This window comes from Micromonospora peucetia, from assembly GCF_900091625.1.
GTDB classification, from domain to species: domain Bacteria; phylum Actinomycetota; class Actinomycetes; order Mycobacteriales; family Micromonosporaceae; genus Micromonospora; species Micromonospora peucetia.
The window spans coordinates 6,982,773-7,002,014 of record NZ_FMIC01000002.1 but is presented as its reverse complement, the minus strand read 5'-3'; the positions used below and the strand labels follow the sequence as shown (position 1 = coordinate 7,002,014).

Below are 19,242 nucleotides of genomic sequence, written 5' to 3'. Positions count from 1 at the left end.
GTTGACGGGAGGCAGGATGGTCCTCCGTGTCCAACGCCCCGCCCCGCGCCTCGCTGCTCCTGCTGGCCTATCTCGCGTTCGTCAGCCTCGGCCTGCCCGACGGCCTGATCGGGGTGGGCTGGCCGTCGATCCGGGCCGACTTCGGCGTACCCACCGAAGCCGTCGGCCTGGTGCTCACCGCGGGCACCGCCGGCTACCTGACCTCCAGCGTGCTGGCCGGGTTCACGCTGGCCCGGCTCGGCGTCGGCTGGCTGCTGGCCGGCAGCACGTTGTTGGCCAGCCTCGCGCTCACCGGCTACACGCTGAGTCCCGGGCTCGCCCTGTTGGTGGGTTGCGCGTTGGTGCTCGGTCTGGGCTCCGGCGCGATCGACTCCGGCCTGAACGCGTACGCGGCGGGCGCCTTCGGCCCCCGGCACATGAACTGGATGCACGCCTTCTTCGGTCTCGGCGTGGCGCTCGGGCCGCTGATCATGACCGGCGCGCTGAGCGCCGGGCTCTCCTGGCGCTGGGGCTACGGCCTGGTGGCGGCGGCCCAGCTCGCGCTGGCCGCCGCGTTCGCCCTGACCGTCCGGGCCTGGCGGGAGCGCGCCCCGGCCCGCGAGCCCGCCGGGTCCGCGCCGGGCTCGGCGACCGCCGCCCCGCCGACCGCCGTGCCGGTACGCGAGACGCTGCGCCTGCCGGCGGTCTGGCTCGGCGCGGCGGCCTTCGTCGTGTACGTGGCCATCGAGGTGGCCGCCGGGCTCTGGGCGTTCCTGCTGCTCACCGAGGGGCGCGGCCTCGGCGCGGCCATCGCCGGCGTCTGCGTCTCGGGCTACTGGGGAAGCCTGTTCGTCGGACGGGTGGTGCAGGGTGTGGTCGCCGAGCGGCTGAGCGTGGCGGTGGTGCTGTGGGGCAGCCTGGTCGGAATGGCGGCCGGCGCGGTCCTGGTCGCGTTGCCCGCACCGGCCTGGGTCGCCGTGACCGGGCTGTTCGTCGTCGGCTTCGCCGCCGCCCCGGTCTTCCCGCTGCTCACTCTCACCACCGCCGAGCGGGTCGGTGCGGCGCACGCGGACCGGACCATCGGCCTCCAGATCGGCGCGGCCGGGCTGGGAGCCGCGCTGGTGCCGGCCGGGATCGGGGTGCTGCTCGGCAACACCTCGGTGGAACTGCTCGGGCCGGCGCTGGTCGTGCTCGCGGTGGGCCTGATCGCCCTGCACGCGGCCGGTACCCGCCGACCGGCCCCGGCACCCCGCTGAGCGGCCCGGCCCTGCCGGTCGGAGAACTCGGCCGGGCCGGTCGGAGAACTCGGCCGGGCCAACTGGAGCGGCCCGGCCCGCCAACCTGAAGGACCGGGGTGGGTCCGCGCGCCGCTCACATGTTGTCGGGCCCGGTCCGGCCGGTCGTCGAGGGCCGGTACGCGCGCTCCGGGTCGGTCGGCTCCCGGCCCGCCCCGGCGGCCTGTCCGCTGCGGTCCACCGGCTCCGGCCCGTGTCCGAATGCCGCCTCCTCGCCGGCGTCGTTCGCCGTCACGTCGTCGGCCTGACCGTCCAGGCTCGAACGCGCGACGGCCCGGTCCAGTTCCCGCATCGAGGTCCGTTCCTCGTCCCGCCACACCTTGTCGTCGTCCGTCATACCTGTCGCGGTACCCGGGCCCGGCGCCCGCAAACGACCGTCGCGGTGCTCACCGGACACGCCGATCCGGCACACCCGGGGCCGTTCCCGCGACAAGCTGGCCGAGGAGGAACGGCGATGGCCGCCGGGGGAGCCGGCGGCCATCGGTGGTTCGGTATCCCGGGGGCGGGGGATCAGGGCTGCGGACGGTCGACCTTGCCGCGCCAGGCACCGGTCTCCTGACCGCGCCGCTCGATGAACTGCTTGAACCGCGCCAGGTCGCCCTTCGCGCGCCGGTCGACGATGCCCAGCTTGTCGCCGGCCTGCTCGACCACGCCGTGCGGTTCGAACTCGAGCTGGAGCATGACCCGGGTGGTGCCGGGGTCCAGCCGGTGGAAGGTCACCACCCCGGCCTGCTGGGTGCCGCCCGTCGAGCGCCAGGCGACCCGCTCGTCCGGGAGCTGCTCGGTGATCTCGGCGTCGAACTCCCGTTTCACCCCGGCGATCTCCACCGTCCAGTGGGTCATCGTGTCCGACAGCTGCCGGACCTCCTGCACCCCCTCCATGAAGTGGGGAAAGTCCTCGAACTGGGTCCACTGGTCGTACGCCGTGCGCACCGGGACGGAGACGTCCACGTGTTCGGTAACGCCACTCATCAGGCATCCTCCTTCTTCCGCCGGTGACGGGCCGGATCGTGCGGGGATCCGGTCACCAGCGGGTCGTCTCGTTCTTGTGGCCGAGCGCCGCCCACACCTCGGAGACCGTCTGGTAGCGGGTGCCCTCGGGCAGTTGCTCCAGTTCGGCGAGGATGTCCGCCGGCGCGTTGTTGTCCCGCGCGTTGGCGATCAGCGCCTCCCGGTCACCGGGCAGGGCGGTCATCGTGATGAACCGTCCGAGGCGGCTGCGTCGCTCGACGTCCTCGGAGCTCATTCCCTGGGGCGAGCCCGTACGCAGGTCGCCGGCCGGTGCCGTGGTCGCCTCCGGCTGGTCCTCACCCGCCGGCTCCGGCACACGGGACTCGTCGACCCGTGAGCCGCCGGTCCCCGGCCCCTGCACGAGGCCGCTGACCTCCCGGCTCATCTGCTCGTCGACCCTCGGTCCGTGCTTGCTGCTGCCACGTTCCATGCCTTCTGCGCTACCCGGTGGCACCGGCGGTAAACCGCCGGTACCACCGCTGCCTTCACGTGGCCGCTGGCGTCTTCGGGGACAGGACCGGCTCGTCGGGGTCCGGCTCGCCGGCCTGGAGCACCCGGCCGCGCTGGAGTTCCGCGTTGATCTGCACGCCGAGCATCAGCGCGGAATTGGACAGGTAGAGCCAGACCAGGAACGCGATCACGGCGCCGAGGCTGCCGTAGGTGGCGTCGTACGAGCCGAAGTTGGCCACGTAGAGGCCGAAACCGAAGGAGGCGAGAGCCCAGGCGAGCAGGGCGACCGCACCGCCCGGGGTGAGCCAGCGGAAGCGCGGCTGCCGGACGTTCGGCGCGATCCAGAACAGCAGGCTCAGCAGCACCATCATGATCAACGCGAGTACGGGCCACTTGGCGACGCTCCACGCCGTACGCGCCAGTCCGCCGGCGTTGATTAGGTCGCCCACCGCGTCAGTGACCGGCCCGCTGACGATCAGCCCGGTGGCGACGATCGCCAGCAGCACCAGCGAGAGCGCCGCCAGGCCGATCTGCACCGGGCGCAGCTTCCAGACCGGCCGGCCCTCCTCGACCCCGTAGACGGCGTTGGAGGCCCGGGTGAACGCCCCGATGAAGCCGGAGGCCGACCAGAGTGCGCCGAGCAGGCCGAAGCTCAGCAGCACGCTCGCCGAGTCGTTCTGGTCCACCACGCCCCGGACCACGCCGACGAAGCCCTCGTTGGCCACCACCGAGCCGGCACCCATGTCCCGGGCCAGGTCCAGCACGGTGTCGACGGTCTGCTCGCCGTTGGACACCAGCCCGACCAGGGCGACCACCACGATGGTGGACGGGAAGAGCGCCAGCACCCCGTAGTAGGTCAGCGCGGCGGCGCGGTCGGCGCAGTTGTCCCTGACGAAGTTGCGCACGCTGCGGACCAGCACGCCACGCCAGGTCCGCCAGCTCAGCTGCCGTACCCGCCGGGGAAGCCGCAGTCGCCGCTCGTCGGTGAGTGCCGCGCCGGGCTCCGTCGTCGTCATGGCCCGCTCCCTGTGCCCCGGCCGCCGGATGACCCGGTGCATCCGGCTTCGCCTGGCCCCGCCGGTACCCCCGGCCGGAAACCGACAAACTCGGCCCCCCGGTTTGCCGACCGGGCGCGGGGGAACGGTCGACACAGAACCCATCGACGCGGAGGAGGACGAGATGCCCGGGCGCGAGGTACTGCCCAGCACGCTGCGGCGCTCCCCGGAGAAGGCGCAGCGCACGTGGGAGAAGACGCACGACTCGGCGGTGGAGACGTATGGCGAGGGGGAGCGGGCGCACCGCACCGCCTTCGCCGCCGTGAAGCACGAGTTCGAGAAGGTGGGTGACCACTGGGAGCCGAAGGGCCGTAAGGGGCCGAGCGACCGCCAGGCGGCCGGCGGCGGACCGGAGCGCCGGGCGCCCACCGCCGGTGGGGTGGACGCCAACGCCACCAAGGACCACCTGATGAAGGTGGCCCGCAAACTGGACGTGCCCGGCCGTTCGGCGATGACGAAGCCGGAACTGGTCAAGGCCATCGAGAAGGCGAACAACCGGCAGACCGCCCGGGCCCGCGGTCGCTGAGCCCGTCATCGGGTACGCGACGCCCGTCGTCGGGTACGCGACGCCCGTCATCGGGTACGCCACGCAGGGGCTGTTCGCGCGCGGACAGCCCCTGCGTGTGCGTCAGTCACCAGTGCCCGCCGCCGGGCGCCTCGATGTGGACCGCCTTCGTCGCGGTGAACTCGTCCAGCAGTTCCGGCCCGTAGCCGAAGCCGTGCCCGCTGCCCCGGCGGGGGTGCGCGGCGCCGCCCGGCGCCCCGCCGAACACCGCGTTGACCTTCACGGTGCCCACCGGCAGTTCCCGCCAGGCACGCTGGGCGTGGCTCATCGATCCGGTCAGCACCGTCGCGGCCAGCCCGTACGGGGAGTCGGCGGCGCACCGCAGCCCCTCCGAGAACGAGTCGACCACGACGATCGCGGCGACCGGCCCGAACGTCTCCTCGCGTACCACCGTCATGTCGTGCCGACAGTCGGCCAGCACGGTCGCCGGGTAGAACGCCCCCGCACCGTCGGGCAGCGTGCCACCGGCGCGGATCCGGGCGCCCTCCGCCACCGCCGCGGTCACCTGCCCGTGCACGTGGTCGCGGTGCCGCCGGTCCACCAGCGGCCCCAACTCGGTGCGCCGGTCGCCGCCCGGGCCCACCCGCAGCGCCTCGGCCCGCTCCACCAGCGCCTCCGTGAAGTCCTCCGCGACGTCCCGGTGCACGTAGATCCGTTCCACCGCGACGCAGATCTGTCCCGCGTTGGCGAACGCGCCGAGCGCCGCCTGCCGGGCCGCCCACACCGGGTCGACGTTGCCGTCCACGACGAGCGGGTCGCTGCCGCCGTTCTCCAGCAGCACCTTCGCCCCGGTCCGCGCCGCGGCGGCGGCGATGGCCCGCCCGGTGCCGGTGGAACCGACATGGGCGACCACGTCCACCTCCTGCGCGGCCAACGCCGCACCGACCTCCGGGCCTCCGGTGAGCAGCGACAACACCCCGGGCGGCAGTGCGGAGTCGAGCGCCTTCGCCAGCAGCCAGCCGGTCGCCGGGGTGCGCTCGCTCGGCTTGTGCAGGACCACGTTGCCGGTGACCAGGGCCGCGCCGAGCAGCCCGCAGGAGATCGCCACCGGGTCGTTCCACGGAGTGATCGCGGCGACCACCCCGCGCGGCTGCGGCACCATGAAGTCGAGGGCGTGGGTGGGCCCGTGCAGGGTCCGCCCGCCGCGCACGGGGGCGAGTTCCGCGTACTGTCGCAGCGTGCCGATGCCCGCCTCCACACCGCCCCGGGCGTCCGGGAGGGGCTTGCCCATCTCGGACGTCGTCGCCCTGGCCAGGTCGTCGGCCGCCGCCGCCACGGCGTCCGCCGCCCGGTGCAGGGCCGCCGCGCGTTCCGCGGGTGCGGTCGCCGCCCACTCCGCGGCGACGCCGCGGGCCGCCTCCACCGCCTTGCCGACCTCGTCCGCCGTCGCCACGGGGGCCGAGCTGACCGGGGATCCGTCGGCCGGATCGTGTACGACCAACTCGCCACCCTCGCCGCCCGCGCCCCACACTCCGCCTATGAGCTGCGCAACCGTGTACATGGCAGTGCATGCCCCGGTCCCGGCGCGGCAAACGCGTTTCGCCCGGTTGCTGGCCGGGTAGGCGGATCGGATGAGTTCGACCGGCGCGGAGAGCGCTGACGCCGTCGTCGTCGGCGCCGGCCACAACGGTCTGGTCGCCGCCAACCTGTTGGCCGACGCCGGCTGGGACGTGCTGGTGCTGGAGGCCACGGCCACGCCGGGCGGGGCCGTCCGCTCCGCCGAGGTGACCGCACCCGGCTACCTGAGCGACCTCTACAGCTCCTTCTACCCCCTCGGTTACGCCTCGCCGGTGCTGCGCGGGCTGGGGCTCGACCGGTACGGGTTGCGCTGGCGGCACTCCCCGGACGTGCTGGCCCATCTGTTGCCCGACGGACGGGCGGCGGTGCTCAACCGCGACCCGGAGGCCACCGCGGCATCGCTGGAGGCGTTCGCGCCGGGTGACGGCAAACGCTGGCTGCACGCGTACGACGACTGGCGCCAGGTGGCCGAGCCGATGCTGGAGAGCATCACCACGCCGTTCCCGCCGGTGCGCGGAGGACTGACCCTGCTGCGCCGGCTGCGGGTGTCCGGGGCGCTGAGGCTGGCCCGGCGGCTGGTGGTGCCGGCGCGCAAGCTCGGCGAGGAACTCTTCGACGGCGAGGGCGGACCGGCGTTGCTGGCCGGCTGCGCCCTGCACACCGACCTGTCGCCCGAGGAGGCCGGTTCGGGTGTGTACGGCTGGTTGCTCGCCATGCTCGGTCAGCAGGTCGGCTGGCCGGTGCCCGACGGCGGCGCACAGAAGATCACCGACGCGCTGGTGGCCCGGCTGACCGAGCGTGGCGGCCGGATCCTCTACGGCGCCCGGGTCGACCGGGTGTTGACCGCCCGCGGCCGGGCGATGGGAGTGCGTACCGCCGGTGGCGCCCTCTGGCGGGCCCGCCGGGCGGTGCTCGCCGACGTCCCCGCGCCCGCCCTCTACCTGGACCTGGTCGGCGCGGCGGTGCTGCCGCCGCGGCTGGTGGAGGACCTGGCGCACTTCCGTTGGGACGGCTCGACGCTCAAGGTGGACTGGGCGCTGTCGGCTCCCGTGCCGTGGACCAACCGGGCGGTCGCCACCGCCGGCACGGTGCACCTGGGCGCGGATCTGGACGGGCTCACCGGCTACGCCGCCGCGCTGGCCCGTCGGGAGGTGCCCCGCGACCCGTTCCTGCTGGTGGGGCAGATGTCGGTGGCCGACCCGAGCCACTCGCCGCCGGGCACGGAGTCACTCTGGTCGTACACCCACCTGCCGTTCCGCCGGCAGTGGCGGGCAGAGGAGATCGCCGTGCACGTCGAGCGGATGGAACGGGTGCTGGAGGAGGCCGCGCCGGGCTTCCGCAGCCTGATCGTCGGGCGGCACGTGGCCGGGCCGGCCGACCTGGAGGCGGGCGACCCGAGCCTGGTCGGCGGCGCGCTCGGCGGCGGCACCGCCGCCGCGTACCAGCAGCTGTTCCTGCGCCCGATCCCCGGCCTGGGCCGCGCGGACACCCCGGTGGACCGGCTCTTTCTGGCCAGCGCGTCGGCGCATCCGGGCGGCGGGGTGCACGGCGCTCCCGGCGCGAACGCCGCCCGCGCCGCCCTGGCCCGCGACCGCGCCCTAACCGGCCCGCTGTACGCGGCCGGTATCGACGCCGCCCACCGCACGCTCTACCGCTGACCGCCCCCTCGCCGACGGCACGCGTCCCCGCACACCCCACCCCAGCACCCCGCGATCTTGCACTTTGTGCCCCCAGAATGCGAAGAGTGACCGCTTTGTCGGGGCAGGAAGTGCAAGATCGCGGGGTCGGGCGGGGCAGGGTGGGGGTGGGCAGGGTGGGGGTGGGGTGGGGGTTAGCGTTCGACGTTGCGGTGTTTGCTGCGTAGCTTGAACGGCATCAGCGCGCTCTCGATCTTGGTCGCGGTGGTCATCTTGGAGTCGCCGTCGCGCCGCTCCTCGAAGCGGATCGGCACCTCCAGGATGGTGTGCCCCAGCTTCGTGGCCAGGTAGTGCATCTCCACCTGGAAGCTGTAGCCGTTGGACTGCACCCGCTCCAGGCCGATGTCGCGCAGCGCGTCCGCCCGCCAGATCTTGAAGCCGGCGGTGAGGTCGCGGATCCGGACCCGCAGCAGCGTGTGCACGTAGAGGTTGGCCCAGCCGCTGAGCGCCCGCCGGTAGAGCGGCCAGTTCTCGTCCAGCTCGCCACCCGGCACGTACCGGGAGCCGATCACCACGCCGGCCTGGGTGGAGAGCAACGCGCCGAGCATCCCCGGCAGTGCCTCCGGCGGGTGCGACAGGTCGGCGTCCATCTGTGCCACGTACTCGGCGCCGCCGTCGAGGGCACGCCCGATGCCGTCGACGTACGCCCGGCCGAGGCCCTCCTTGCCGGCCCGGTGCACGACCTCGACCCGGTCGGGGTGCTCGATGGCCAGCTTGTCCGCCACCTCACCCGTGCCGTCCGGCGAATTGTCGTCGGCGACCAGGATCTTCAGGCCCGGCAGCGGCAGGGTCAGCAGCCGCTCGACCAGCACCGGGAGGTTGCCCGCCTCGTTGTAGGTGGGAACCACGACGGTCAGGCGTGCGTCCCGCCACGGCACGGGCAACTGCACGGGTTCGATCATGTCGGACATCCTCGGTCGGCGGACAGGGCTCCCTCAGAGCGTAGCCAGTTGCCACATCCGGGTCGAAAAGGCCACCCCTATCGCCCCGTCTTCCGCCGCGACGAGGACGGATGCCGGCTCGACCGCAGCCGGAACTCCGCGGTCAGCCGTTCGCCTTCTGTCGCGTGGCGATGTCGGCCAGCCGGGTCAGGGTCTCCTTGTTGCGCTGGTGCAGCACCAGGTCGTTAACCTTGTTGCGTGCCCAGTGCAACGGGCCGGCGGCGAAGTCCTCGCCGATGCGTACCCGGGTCGCGCCCACGCCGACCGGTTCGAGGGTGAAGACCACGACGGCCTCCCCGGCCGGCCAGAGCCCGGCGCGGATGACCAACCGGTGCGGCGGTTCGCAGGCCAGCACCGTCGAGGAGTCGTGCAGGGAGACCGGCCACGGCCCGGCCTTGTGGTGCAGTCGGCTGCCGACCCGGGGCCAGGCATCGTCCACGTCGCGGACGTGCACCGTGCCGACGACCCAGTCGCTGTACGTCCAGCCGTCCGCCAGCACCGCCCAGACCTGCTCCGGGAGCGCGTCGATCACTCTCTCCACAATCGCCACCGCCCTGCCGTACCCCGGGTGCGGTCGGGGCTAACCGCGCCGGCGGGTTAGCTTCTCCCGGGCGACGGGTATCGCCACCCCTGCGGGCCGGCGTGTCGACGCCGGTACGACGCGTCGGGCGCGTCGAGGACGACGTTTACTCCCCGGGGCGCCGGGAACCCGCCGGCTGTGCGACAGGACCAGGTGGAGCCGGATCAGCGCAGGTCAGCCCGGGTTTGTGCCGGCGCTGGCGAGGCCGCTTCCGGGCCCGTCCTGTTCGACGCGGTGCTGCTGGACCGGGACGGCACGCTGATCGAGGACGTGCCGTACAACGGCGATCCCGAGAAGGTGCGGCCGGTGCCGGGGGCCCGGGCCGCCCTGGACCGGTTGCGGGCGGCGGGCCTGCGGCTGGCGGTGGTGACGAACCAGTCCGGCCTGGCCCGGGGGCTGCTCACCGAGGAGCGGATGCGGGCGGTGCACGCCCGCGTCGAGCAGTTGCTGGGGCGGTTCGACGCCTGGCTGGTGTGTCCGCACGACGACGGCGACGGATGCGGGTGCCGAAAGCCGGCGCCCGGGCTGGTGCACGCGGCGGCGCGAGAACTGGGCACGGTGCCGGCGCGGTGCGTGCTGGTGGGGGACATCGGGCGGGACATGACCGCGGCGCTCGCCGCGGGAGCCGCCGGGATCCTGGTGCCCACGCCGGTGACCCGACCGCAGGAGGTGGCCGCCGCGCCGCAGGTGGCCCCGGACCTGCCGGCTGCGGTGGCGGAGATCCTGCGCCGCCGGGCGGCGGTCGACCCGGCCACCTGGCGGCGGGCGGACCCCGCCACCGACCGGTCCGCGACCGATCGACCTGACGCACTACGGCAAGTCGGTGGGCGGCGGGCGGGGACGGTGCTGGTGGTGCGTGCCGACTCGGCCGGGGACGTCCTGGTCACCGGGCCCGGCATCCGCGCGGTCGCCGCCGACGCCGAGCGGGTGGTGCTGCTGTGCGGACCCCGGGGCCGTGCCGCGGCGGAACTCCTGCCCGGCGTCGACGAGATCATCGAACACCGGCTGCCCTGGATCGACCCCGCGCCCGACCCGGTCGACCCCACCGACATGACCGCGTTGACCGCCCGTCTCGCCGCCGTGGGTGCCGACGAGGCGGTCGTCTTCACCAGCTTCCACCAGTCGCCCCTACCCCTGGCCCTGCTGCTGCGACTGGCCGGGGTCCGCCGGGTCAGCGCCATCAGCGACGACTACCCGGGCAGCCTGCTCGATGTCCGGCACCGCGTGCCGGCCGGCGTACCCGAACCGGAACGCGCGCTGTCGCTCGCCGCCGCGGCCGGCTTCACCCTCGCCGCCTTCGACGGCCCCGCCCTGCGCCTGCGCCCGGCGTCGGCACCTCCGCCGGAGGTCGGTGCGCCGGGCTACGTGGTGCTGCACCCCGGCTCGGCGGCGCAGGCCCGGGGCTGCCCGCCGGAGCTGGCCGTGCGGATCGTCCGCGCCCTGGCCGCCGCCGGCCACCGGGTGGTGGTCACCGGCGACCCCGGCGAGCGGGAGCTGACCGCGTGGGTGGCCGGCGACGTCGCCGTCGACCTGGGCGGGCGGACCTCTCTCGCCGGGCTGGCCGCCACGGTCGCCGGCGCCGGCGCGGTCGTGGTCGGCAACACCGGCCCCGCCCACCTCGCCGCCGCCCACGGGGTGCCGGTGGTCAGCCTGTTCGCCCCCACGGTCCCGTTCGGGCAGTGGGGGCCGTGGCGGGTGCCCACGGTGCGGCTCGGCGACCCGGAGGCGCCCTGCCGGGACACCCGGGCCGCGCGCTGCCCGGTGCCCGGCCACCCCTGCCTCAGCGGCGTCGAGCCCGGGCAGGTCCTCGACGCCCTGCGGCTGCTCGGGGTGACCCCACAGGTCCGACCGGGGCCACCCGCCGTCGGTTGCGGAACCGGCGTGCCGGCGGGGGCCAGCATCGGCGGGAGCAGCCGATGAACCTGCTGCTCTGGCACGTGCACGGCTCCTGGACCACGTCGTTCGTGCACGGCAAGCACCGGTACCTGGTGCCCGTCACCCCGGACCGGGGGCCCTACGGCCTCGGCCGCGCCCGCACCTACCCGTGGCCCGACACCGCCGTCGAGGTGACCCCCGAGCAGCTGCGCACCGCCGACGTCGACCTGGTCGTCCTGCAACGCCCCGAGGAAGTCGACCTCGCCGAGCGCTGGCTCGGTCGCCGGCCAGGCCGCGACGTGCCCGCCGTCTACGTCGAGCACAACACCCCCAAGGACGGCGACGTACCGAACAGCCGGCACCCCATGGCCGACCGCGACGACCTGCTCATCGCCCACGTCACCGGGTTCAACGAGCTTTTCTGGGACACCGGCGCCACCCGTACCACCGTGGTCGACCACGGCATCGTCACCCCCGCCGTGCAGTACACCGGCGAACTCGAACGGCTCGCGGTGGTGATCAACGAGCCGGTACGCCGCTGGCGGGTCACCGGCACCGACCTGCTGCCCCGGTTCGCCGAGATCGCCCCGCTGGACGTCTTCGGCATGCGGGTGGCCGGGCTGGCCGAGCACCTGGGCCTGCCGCCCGACCGGCTGGCCAGCCACGACGACGTCCCCCAGCACCGGATGCACGCGGAGTTGGGGCGGCGGCGGGCGTACCTGCACCTGTGCCGGTGGACCTCACTGGGGCTCAGCCTGATCGAGGCGATGTCCATCGGGATGCCGGTGGTCGCACTGGCCGCCACCGAGGCGGCGATGGCGGTGCCACCCGGGGCGGGAGCGCTGTCCACCCGGCTTGACACCCTGCTCGACGCCGCCCGTCGGTTCATCGACGAGCCGGCGCAGGCACGCCGGGCGGGGGAGCGGGCCCGCGCCGCCGCCCGGGACCGCTACGGCCTCGACCGTTTCCTCGCCGACTGGGACCGGCTGCTGGAGGAGGAAGTATGCGCATCGCGATGATCTCGGAGCACGCCAGCCCGCTCGCCATCCTGGGCGGCGAGGACGCCGGCGGTCAGAACACGCATGTCGCCGAGCTCTCCGCCGCCCTTGCGGCCGCCGGCCACGACGTGCGGGTGTACACCCGCCGCGACGCGGTGGACCTGCCGGTGACGGTACGCAGCCCGGACGGCTACGACGTGGTGCACGTGCCGGCGGGGCCGGCCGAGCCGGTCGCCAAGGACGCCCTGCTGCCGCACATGAGGGAGTTCAGCCGCTGGCTGGTCGACCAATGGCGGGGCGGCGACTGGATGCCCGAGGTGATCCACGCGCACTTCTGGATGAGCGGCCTCGCCGCGCTGGCCGCCAGCCGGCAGACCGGGGTGCCGGTCGTGCAGACGTACCACGCGCTGGGGGTGGTCAAGCGGCGGCACCAGGGCGTGCAGGACACCAGCCCAGCCCGCCGGATCGGCTACGAGCAGGAGCTCGGCCGGGCCGTCGACCGGGTCATCGCCCAGTGCCGCGACGAGGTCGGCGAACTGGTCCGGATGGGGGTGCCCCGGTCCCGGATGACGGTCGTCCCGTCCGGGGTCAACCTCGGCACGTTCGCCCCGCTGGGTCCGGCGGCCGAGCGGGAGGACGGCCGGCCGCGGATCCTGACCGTCGGCCGGCTGGTCGAGCGGAAGGGTTTCCAGACCGTCGTCCGGGCGATGTCGTACGTGCCCGAGGCCGAGTGCGTGGTGGTCGGCGGCCCGCCCGCCGGCCTGCTGGAGACCGACCCGTACGCCCGCCGGCTGCGTGCCCTCGCGGTCAGCTGCGGGGTGGCCGACCGGGTGCGGCTGGTCGGGGCGGTGCCCCGCGAGGAGATGGGCCGCTGGTACCGCTCGGCGGACGTCCTGGTGGCCGCCCCCTGGTACGAGCCGTTCGGGCTCACCCCGCTGGAGGCGATGGCGTGCGGCGTGCCCGTGGTGGGCACCGCCGTCGGCGGGATCAAGGACACGGTGGTCGAGGGCGTCACCGGTGATCTGGTGCCGGCCCGGGACCCGCGCGCGCTGGGCGCCGCGATCCAGCGGCTGCTCGACGACCGGATCCGCCGCTTCGCGTACGCGACGGCGGCGCGGGAACGGGCCCGGCGGCGGTACTCGTGGGCGGCCACCGCGGAGCGGCTGGTGGAGGTCTACGGCGACGTGGCGGCGGTCCGCCGGCCCACCCGGGTGGTGGCCTGATGGCGGCGGTCACGCCGCTCGACGCGCACCTGACGAACCTGGCGGCGGCGCTGGTGCCCTACCGGCGGCACGAGACGCTGCTGGCCCGGTGGGGGGAGGCCCTCGCGCGCCGGCTGGCCGACGGCGGCCGGCTGCTGGTGGCCGGCAACGGCGGTAGCGCCGCCGAGGCCCAGCACCTCACCGCCGAGCTCGTCGGGAAGCTGCGTGACGACCGTCAGCCGCTGTCCGCCATCGCCCTGCACGCCGAGACCTCCGCGATGACCGCCATCGGCAACGACTACGGATACGACGAGGTCTTCGCCCGCCAGGTACGCGCCCACGGCCGCGACGGCGACATCCTGCTGCTGCTGTCGACCAGCGGCGCCAGCGCCAACCTGCTCACCGCGGCCCGCGCCGGCCGTGGCAGCGGACTCACCTGCTGGGCCCTGACCGGCCCCACCCCCAACCCGCTGGCGGAGCTGTGCCACGACGTCCTCCCCGTCGACTCGCCCGACAGCCAGGTCGTCCAGGAACTGCATCTCGTGACCAGCCACCTCCTCTGCGAGTACGTCGAGCGGGCGCTGCCGGTGGCTTCCGCCGCGCCCGGGGCGCCCGTACGGACCGGGGTCGAGGTGGTGCTCGACGGCGGCACAGGTCAGCAGGTCCAGGCGTGATGAGGAGGGCAGCGTGAGGGGACCCGTCGTGGTGGTCGGTGACACCCTGCTGGACCGGGACGTCGAGGGGGTGGTGAACCGGTTGTGCCCGGACTCGCCCGTGCCGGTGCTGGACGAGACCGCACACGTGGACCGGCCCGGCGGTGCCGGCCTGGCCGCGGTCTTCGCCGCCGCGCAGGGCGCCGACGTGGTGCTGGTGACCGCGTTGGCGGACGATGCGGGAGGCGCCCGGCTCAGCTCACTGCTCACCGAAGCCGGCGTGCAGGTGTATCCCCTCGGGCTGGGCGGCGCCACGCCGGAGAAGGTCCGCCTGCGCGCCCGGGGCCGGGTGCTGCTGCGCCACGACCGGGGCGGGGCGGCCGGTACGCCGGGCGAGCCCTCCGAGGCGGTGCTGCGGGTGATCGGCCGTGCCTCCGTCGTGCTGGTCAGCGACTACGGCCGGGGCGTCGCCCGGCAGCCCGCGCTGCGGGCGGCCCTGGCCGCGACCCGGGCGCCGGTGGTCTGGGACCCGCACCCGCGGGGACCGGCGGCGGTGCCGGGGGTGCACCTGGTGACCCCCAACGAGTCCGAGGTGCGGGAGCTGGTCACGGTCGCGCCGGGAACGACCCGGCTGGCAGCGGCGTCCCGGGGCGCGCAGGGGCTGCGTCAGCGCTGGCGCGCCGGTGCGGTCGCGGTGACCCTGGGCGGGGACGGCGCGCTGCTCTGCCACGCCGGGGCGACTCCGATGGTGGTGTCCGCCCCGGCCACCGCCGAGGGGGACACCTGCGGCGCCGGTGACCGGTTCGCGGCCACCGCCAGCCTCGCCCTGGCCCGGGGGGCGCTGGTTTCGGAGGCGGTGCAGGAGGCGGTCGCCGAGGCCTCGGCGTACGTGGCCGGTGGGGGAGTGGCGACGGCGCTGCCTCGGCCGGTGCGTCCACTGCCGCCGGCGGTCTCCAGCCCCGGCGGCGAGCGCGTCGGCGTGGTCGCGACCGCCGGCGTGGTGTCCGCGGTACGCGCCCGCGGCGGCACGGTCGTGGCCACCGGCGGCTGCTTCGACCTGCTGCACGCCGGGCACGTGGCGACGTTGCAGGCCGCCCGGCAGCTCGGCGACTGCCTGGTGGTCTGCCTGAACTCCGACGGGAGCGTGGCGGGGTTGAAGGGCCCGGACCGGCCGGTGATCCCGCAGGGCGATCGGGCCCGACTGCTCGCGGCGCTGAGCTGCGTCGACGCCGTCATGATCTTCGACGAGCCCACTCCGCACGCGGCCCTGTCGTGGCTGCGGCCGGACGTCTGGGTGAAGGGCGGCGACTACGCCGGCGACGGTGGCGAGCCCGCCCTGCCCGAGGCGGAGGTGCTGAGCCGGTGGGGCGGGAACACCGTGGTGGTGCCGTACCTGGACGGCCGCTCCACCACCGGGTTGATCGCCGCCGCCCGGTCGGCCGGCACCGTCGTCGCGGCCGGTCCGGCGATCGGGGCGCCGCTCACCGACACCGTGCCGCCGGCCTGCCCGCCACCCGGTCCCGCCCCGGCGGGGCGTCGGCGGGGTCCGGCGGTGAGCCGGACCGGGCCCGGTCCGGCCGGGCGGTCCTCGGCGGGCCGGCCACGACGGAGGGCGCCCGGTGAGCGCCGGGACGCCCGGGGCGGGGCGCACGGTGCTGGTCACCGGAGGATCGAGCGGCCTGGGCGCCGCCGTGGTCGCGGCCGTGGCCCGGGCCGGCGGCCGGCCACTGGTGCTGGACCGGCAGGCGCCCGCCGGCGGGGTGCCGTGGGTGGAGTGCGACCTGGCCGACACCCGCGCCGCCGAGGCCGCCACCCGGCGGCTCGCCGAGCGGTCGGGCGGGCTGGACGCGGTGGTGACCGCGGCGGGCATGGACGTGCCGGGCAAGCTGGCGGACATCCCCGGCGAGACGTGGGACCGGATCGTGGCGGTCGACCTGCTCGCCACGGCGGCCGTGGTGCGGGCCGCCCTGCCCTTCCTGGAGACCTCCCGGGGGAGCGTCGTCACCGTCGCCTCCACGTTGGGGATCAAGGCGGTCGCCGACGCGACCGCGTACTGCGCCGCGAAGTTCGGGGTGGTCGGCTTCACCCGTGCCCTCGCCGCCGAACTCGCCGGCAGGGTCGGCGTCACCCTCCTCGTTCCCGGTGGCATGCGCACGGCCTTCTTCGACGACCGCGACGCCGCGTACCGGCCCGGACCCGACGCCGTCCTCAACGACCCCGCCGATACCGCCGCCGCCGTCATGTTCGCGCTGTCCCAACCCGCCGGCTGCGCCGTCCGCGAGATGGTCGTCTGCGCCGACCAGGAAACCTCCTACCCGTGATCCTCGCCCTGCGCGCCCTCGGCGTCGGCGACCTCGCCACCGCCACGCCGGCCCTGCGCGCCCTGCGCGTCGCCCACCCCGACCGGGAACTCGTCCTCGCCGCCCCCGGCTGGTTGGCGCCGCTGGTCGACCTGGTCGGCGGCATCGACCGGCTGGTGCCCACCGACGGGCTCGGTCGCCCTGATCCGGCCCTGCGGACGCCACGCATCGCCGTGAACCTGCACGGCCGGGGCCCCGAGTCGCACCGGCTGCTCGACAGCACCCGCCCCGGCCGGCTGCTCGCCTACGCCAACCCGGAGGCCGGCCACCACGACGGCCCCGACTGGCGCGTCGACGAACACGAGGTCGACCGCTGGTGCCGGCTGCTCGACTGGTACGGCATCCCCGCCGACCGCGCCGACCTGGACCTGCGCCGCCCGCCCCCCGCCGACGCCCCGGCCGGCGTGACCGTGCTGCACCCGGGATCCAAGGTCCCGGCGAAGCGCTGGCCGCCCGGACGGTTCGCCGCGCTGGCCCGGCAACTGACCGCCCGGGGGCACCGGGTGGTGCTGACCGGCAGCCCCGACGAGCGGGCGACGGCCCAGCGGATCGCGGACGCCGCGGGGCTGCCCGTCGACGCGGTGCTGGCCGGCCGGACGGACCTCGGCGAGCTGGCGGCACTGGTGGCGTACGCCCGGCTGGTGGTCAGCGGGGACACGGGCGTGGCGCACCTGGCGACCGGCTACCGCACGGCGTCGGTGGTGCTCTTCGGTCCGGTCTCCCCGGCCCGGTGGGGACCGCCGCCGGAGCGGGGCCGGCACCGGGCACTGTGGGCGGGCGCGGGATATCGGCCCAGGTGGGACGGGATGGGAAGCCATCCGACGTTGGCGGCCATCGGGGTGGACGAGGTGCTGGCCGCCGTGGACGAGGCGGAACGGGCGGTGCGGGTCTCCGGTGCGGTTGCGGCGTAGCGATCCGGGCCGGCCGGGGTACGGGCGACGCCGGCGCGGCCGGGGCTGGCTCTTCCTCGATCCGTCCGGGCAGCCGGTCCGCGACCCCGACCAGCTGGGCCGGCTGCGCGAGCTGGTCATCCCGCCCGCCTGGCGGGACGTGTGGATCTGTCCGTACCCGAACGGGCACATCCAGGCCACCGGCGTCGACGCGGCCGGGCGCAAGCAGTATCTCTACCACCCGAAGTGGCGTGAGAAGCGCGACGAGGCGAAGTTCGACCACGTGCTGGAGGTGGCCCGCCGGTTGCCGGTGTTGCGCGAACGGGTCGGGCGGGACCTGTCCGGCCGAGGGTTGCACCGTGACCGGGTGCTGGCGACGGTGACCCGGCTGCTGGACATGGGGATGTTCCGCGTCGGCAGCGACCAGTACGCGGCCGGCGACGACCCGACGTTCGGAGTGTCGACCCTGCGCCCCGAGCACGCCCGATCCCGGGACGGTTACGTGGTGTTCGAGTTCCCCGCGAAGGGCGGCATCGAGCAGGTGTGCCGCATCGAGGACCCGGAGCTGTGCCGGGTGCTGACCAACCTGCGGCGCCAGCGGCGGGCAGCCGACCGGCTGTTCGGCTACCGGGACGGCGAGGACTGGCGCGACGTGCGCAGCGACGAGGTCAACGAGTACCTGCGCGACGCCAGCGGCGGGGAGATGACGGCGAAGGACTTCCGGACCTGGCACGCGACGGTGCTGGCGGCGACCGAACTGGCGACGGCGGGGTCGCCACGCTCGGCCACGGCCCGCAAGAGGGCGGTCGCGGGGGTGATGCGCGCCGTCGCGGAGTTGCTCGGCAACACCCCCACGGTGGCCCGCACGTCCTATGTCGATCCGCGCGTGGTCGACCTCTTCCACGGCGGGGTGGTGGCCCCGGTGGACCCGGGAACGGCCCGTGAGAACGCTGAACGGATCGTGCTCGAACTGCTCGAGGACGCCTGAGGCGGACCAGTCGTGGGGGAGGTGTCACCGGGCGGCCGCCCACCGCCTCCGCGGGCGGTGGGCGCCTCGCCACGGCCCCCGTTGGCGGTCCGATCCCGACGGTGCCGCCGGGCGGGAGAGGGGATCGGCCGCCTCGGCTGTCAGTCTGCCCCGCCGGGGTTGACCGTGGACGCCGTCGGGTTGATTTTCCGTGCCGCTCCCTCCGCCTGGGCGGCCCGCCAGGTCTGCGGCCCGACGCCGTGCGCCTTGCGGAAGGCCCGGCTGAAGTGCGCCTTGTCCGGGAAGCCCCAGCGGGCCGCGATCGTCTGGATCGACTGGCCACGCAGGCCCGGGTCGGCGAGGTCGTGCCGGCACCGCGCCAACCGCAGCTCGCGGATGTACGACGCGACCGTCGACTCCTCGGCCTCGAAGAGCCGGTGCAGGGTACGCAGCGAGACGTGGTGCGCGTCCGCCACCACCTGCGGGCTGAGCGTCGCGTCCCCGAGGTGGCGCTGGAGGTACGCCCGCACCTGGGTGACGAGCGCGCGCCGGCGGACCTCGGTCGGCACCGTGTCCTCGACCGTCAGGTGCCGGCCGAGCATGGTGGACGCCAGGTCGAGCCCGACGGTGCCGAGCCGGGCGGCGTCGGCGGCATGGTACTGCTCGGGATGGCGGGCGACCTGGAGGAGGAACTGGGCCAGCAGCGCGCCGATCCCCTCGGTGCCCGACATCCGGCCGCCGAGCAGGGGGGCGAGCCGGTCCGGCGGCAGCGGCAGCGCGGCGTGCGGGATGATCGCCACGACGGACCGGGCCGGTTCGCGGCCGTCGTCGTCGCCGAGGTGCCGGACCCCGTGCGGTCGCGACCCGTCGTAGAAGATGAACTCCTCCGGCCCCAGCACACTGCTCCGACCAGCCTGACTGGCCGCGCCGTCACCGTTGACGGTGAGCGCCAGCGTGTAGATCTCCGGGGCCGACTCGCGCCCCAGCCTCGGCGTCCGGACGCCCTCCAACGACGGGTACCGGTAGTTGACCACCTGGATCGGGCCGAGCTCGATGATCTCCGCCCGGGCGGCGAAGTCGTGTGCGTGCTCCGTGCGGATCCGCAGCGGCGACGCCGTACGCGCCACCAGGTCGAGCCACATCCCGAAGCGTTCGGCCGCCGGCACCTGCTCGGTGTCGATGGTGGTCCGCAGCAGCATCCGTGCC

General features: G+C 75.0%; 18 protein-coding genes and 1 pseudogene. 11 read left to right on the top strand and 8 right to left on the bottom strand.

What is annotated here, in order from left to right:
* Positions 1 to 26 precede the first annotated feature (26 nt).
* Positions 27 to 1,235 (top strand): MFS transporter, encoded by a 1,209-nt coding sequence (locus GA0070608_RS30630; protein WP_091633351.1) that lies wholly within the window; start codon positions 27 to 29, stop codon positions 1,233 to 1,235.
* A gap of 115 nt (positions 1,236 to 1,350) precedes the next feature.
* On the opposite strand, the gene GA0070608_RS30625 is transcribed toward GA0070608_RS30630, so the two are convergent.
* The 4 genes from GA0070608_RS30625 to GA0070608_RS30610 form a co-directional block, all read right to left on the bottom strand.
* Positions 1,351 to 1,611, bottom strand: coding sequence for a hypothetical protein (locus GA0070608_RS30625; RefSeq protein WP_091633348.1), 261 nt, complete (start codon positions 1,609 to 1,611; stop codon positions 1,351 to 1,353).
* Positions 1,612 to 1,784: 173 nt separating this feature from the next.
* Complete coding sequence (locus GA0070608_RS30620; RefSeq protein ID WP_091633345.1) at positions 1,785 to 2,246, bottom strand: SRPBCC family protein; 462 nt, start codon at positions 2,244 to 2,246, stop codon at positions 1,785 to 1,787.
* 52 nt (positions 2,247 to 2,298) lie between these two features.
* Positions 2,299 to 2,715: a DUF2795 domain-containing protein gene (locus GA0070608_RS30615; RefSeq protein ID WP_091633342.1), complete on the bottom strand. Its 417-nt coding sequence runs from the start codon at positions 2,713 to 2,715 to the stop codon at positions 2,299 to 2,301.
* Between the two features lie 55 nt (positions 2,716 to 2,770).
* Positions 2,771 to 3,751 carry a YihY/virulence factor BrkB family protein gene (locus GA0070608_RS30610; RefSeq protein ID WP_091636591.1) on the bottom strand — a complete coding sequence of 327 codons (981 nt, stop codon included), beginning with the start codon at positions 3,749 to 3,751 and terminating at the stop codon, positions 2,771 to 2,773.
* A gap of 163 nt (positions 3,752 to 3,914) precedes the next feature.
* Between GA0070608_RS30610 and GA0070608_RS30605 the strand changes: the two genes are divergently transcribed.
* A complete protein-coding gene (locus tag GA0070608_RS30605; protein ID WP_091636587.1) occupies positions 3,915 to 4,316 on the top strand; it encodes a ChaB family protein in 402 nt (133 codons plus the stop codon).
* Between the two features lie 106 nt (positions 4,317 to 4,422).
* On the opposite strand, the gene GA0070608_RS30600 is transcribed toward GA0070608_RS30605, so the two are convergent.
* Positions 4,423 to 5,856 (bottom strand): aldehyde dehydrogenase family protein, encoded by a 1,434-nt coding sequence (locus GA0070608_RS30600; protein WP_091633339.1) that lies wholly within the window; start codon positions 5,854 to 5,856, stop codon positions 4,423 to 4,425.
* Positions 5,857 to 5,926: 70 nt separating this feature from the next.
* Here GA0070608_RS30600 and GA0070608_RS30595 point away from each other — a divergent pair, with 70 nt between their 5' ends.
* Complete coding sequence (locus GA0070608_RS30595) at positions 5,927 to 7,531, top strand: phytoene desaturase family protein (protein WP_091633336.1); 1,605 nt, start codon at positions 5,927 to 5,929, stop codon at positions 7,529 to 7,531.
* Between the two features lie 173 nt (positions 7,532 to 7,704).
* On the opposite strand, the gene GA0070608_RS30590 is transcribed toward GA0070608_RS30595, so the two are convergent.
* Positions 7,705 to 8,472, bottom strand: a complete 768-nt coding sequence (locus GA0070608_RS30590; protein ID WP_091633331.1) for a polyprenol monophosphomannose synthase — start codon at positions 8,470 to 8,472, stop codon at positions 7,705 to 7,707.
* A gap of 142 nt (positions 8,473 to 8,614) precedes the next feature.
* The gene (locus tag GA0070608_RS30585; protein WP_323135689.1) at positions 8,615 to 9,043 is read right to left on the bottom strand and encodes an SRPBCC family protein; all 429 of its coding nucleotides are present in this window, start codon (positions 9,041 to 9,043) and stop codon (positions 8,615 to 8,617) included.
* Between the two features lie 186 nt (positions 9,044 to 9,229).
* Between GA0070608_RS30585 and GA0070608_RS30580 the strand changes: the two genes are divergently transcribed.
* The 8 genes and pseudogenes from GA0070608_RS30580 (at position 9,230) to GA0070608_RS30545 (ending at position 18,057) form a co-directional block, all read left to right on the top strand.
* A complete protein-coding gene (locus GA0070608_RS30580) occupies positions 9,230 to 11,011 on the top strand; it encodes an HAD-IIIA family hydrolase (RefSeq protein ID WP_091633322.1) in 1,782 nt (593 codons plus the stop codon).
* A complete protein-coding gene (locus tag GA0070608_RS30575; RefSeq protein ID WP_091636583.1) occupies positions 11,008 to 11,985 on the top strand; it encodes a glycosyltransferase in 978 nt (325 codons plus the stop codon). The genes GA0070608_RS30580 and GA0070608_RS30575 overlap by 4 nt, the downstream gene beginning before the upstream one ends.
* Positions 11,970 to 13,187, top strand: coding sequence for a glycosyltransferase (locus tag GA0070608_RS30570; RefSeq protein WP_091633318.1), 1,218 nt, complete (start codon positions 11,970 to 11,972; stop codon positions 13,185 to 13,187). The genes GA0070608_RS30575 and GA0070608_RS30570 overlap by 16 nt, the downstream gene beginning before the upstream one ends.
* Positions 13,184 to 13,840 (top strand): D-sedoheptulose-7-phosphate isomerase, encoded by a 657-nt coding sequence (locus GA0070608_RS30565; RefSeq protein ID WP_091636580.1) that lies wholly within the window; start codon positions 13,184 to 13,186, stop codon positions 13,838 to 13,840. The genes GA0070608_RS30570 and GA0070608_RS30565 overlap by 4 nt, the downstream gene beginning before the upstream one ends.
* A gap of 13 nt (positions 13,841 to 13,853) precedes the next feature.
* Positions 13,854 to 15,374: pseudogene (locus tag GA0070608_RS30560) on the top strand (PfkB family carbohydrate kinase); the annotation flags it as partial.
* A gap of 64 nt (positions 15,375 to 15,438) precedes the next feature.
* A complete protein-coding gene (locus tag GA0070608_RS30555; protein ID WP_091636577.1) occupies positions 15,439 to 16,140 on the top strand; it encodes an SDR family oxidoreductase in 702 nt (233 codons plus the stop codon).
* Positions 16,137 to 17,090: a glycosyltransferase family 9 protein gene (locus tag GA0070608_RS30550; RefSeq protein WP_091636573.1), complete on the top strand. Its 954-nt coding sequence runs from the start codon at positions 16,137 to 16,139 to the stop codon at positions 17,088 to 17,090. The genes GA0070608_RS30555 and GA0070608_RS30550 overlap by 4 nt, the downstream gene beginning before the upstream one ends.
* A complete protein-coding gene (locus GA0070608_RS30545; protein ID WP_091633315.1) occupies positions 17,074 to 18,057 on the top strand; it encodes a DNA topoisomerase IB in 984 nt (327 codons plus the stop codon). The genes GA0070608_RS30550 and GA0070608_RS30545 overlap by 17 nt, the downstream gene beginning before the upstream one ends.
* 140 nt (positions 18,058 to 18,197) lie before the next feature.
* Here GA0070608_RS30545 and GA0070608_RS30540 read toward each other — a convergent pair whose 3' ends face one another.
* The gene (locus GA0070608_RS30540) at positions 18,198 to 19,235 is read right to left on the bottom strand and encodes an AraC-like ligand-binding domain-containing protein (protein WP_091633312.1); all 1,038 of its coding nucleotides are present in this window, start codon (positions 19,233 to 19,235) and stop codon (positions 18,198 to 18,200) included.
* Positions 19,236 to 19,242: the final 7 nt, after the last annotated feature.

Excerpts from the sequence above, each read along its gene's own strand:
- GA0070608_RS30540 (WP_091633312.1), bottom strand. The coding sequence starts at position 19,235 with ATGCTGCTGCGGACCACCATCGACACCGAGCAGGTGCCGGCGGCCGAA.
- GA0070608_RS30595 (WP_091633336.1), top strand. The coding sequence starts at position 5,927 with ATGAGTTCGACCGGCGCGGAGAGCGCTGACGCCGTCGTCGTCGGCGCC.
- GA0070608_RS30620 (WP_091633345.1), bottom strand. The coding sequence starts at position 2,246 with ATGAGTGGCGTTACCGAACACGTGGACGTCTCCGTCCCGGTGCGCACG.
- GA0070608_RS30590 (WP_091633331.1), bottom strand. The coding sequence starts at position 8,472 with ATGATCGAACCCGTGCAGTTGCCCGTGCCGTGGCGGGACGCACGCCTG.
- GA0070608_RS30605 (WP_091636587.1), top strand. The coding sequence starts at position 3,915 with ATGCCCGGGCGCGAGGTACTGCCCAGCACGCTGCGGCGCTCCCCGGAG.
- GA0070608_RS30600 (WP_091633339.1), bottom strand. The coding sequence starts at position 5,856 with ATGTACACGGTTGCGCAGCTCATAGGCGGAGTGTGGGGCGCGGGCGGC.
- GA0070608_RS30575 (WP_091636583.1), top strand. The coding sequence starts at position 11,008 with ATGAACCTGCTGCTCTGGCACGTGCACGGCTCCTGGACCACGTCGTTC.
- GA0070608_RS30610 (WP_091636591.1), bottom strand. The coding sequence starts at position 3,751 with ATGACGACGACGGAGCCCGGCGCGGCACTCACCGACGAGCGGCGACTG.
- GA0070608_RS30570 (WP_091633318.1), top strand. The coding sequence starts at position 11,970 with ATGCGCATCGCGATGATCTCGGAGCACGCCAGCCCGCTCGCCATCCTG.
- GA0070608_RS30615 (WP_091633342.1), bottom strand. The coding sequence starts at position 2,715 with ATGGAACGTGGCAGCAGCAAGCACGGACCGAGGGTCGACGAGCAGATG.
- GA0070608_RS30625 (WP_091633348.1), bottom strand. The coding sequence starts at position 1,611 with ATGACGGACGACGACAAGGTGTGGCGGGACGAGGAACGGACCTCGATG.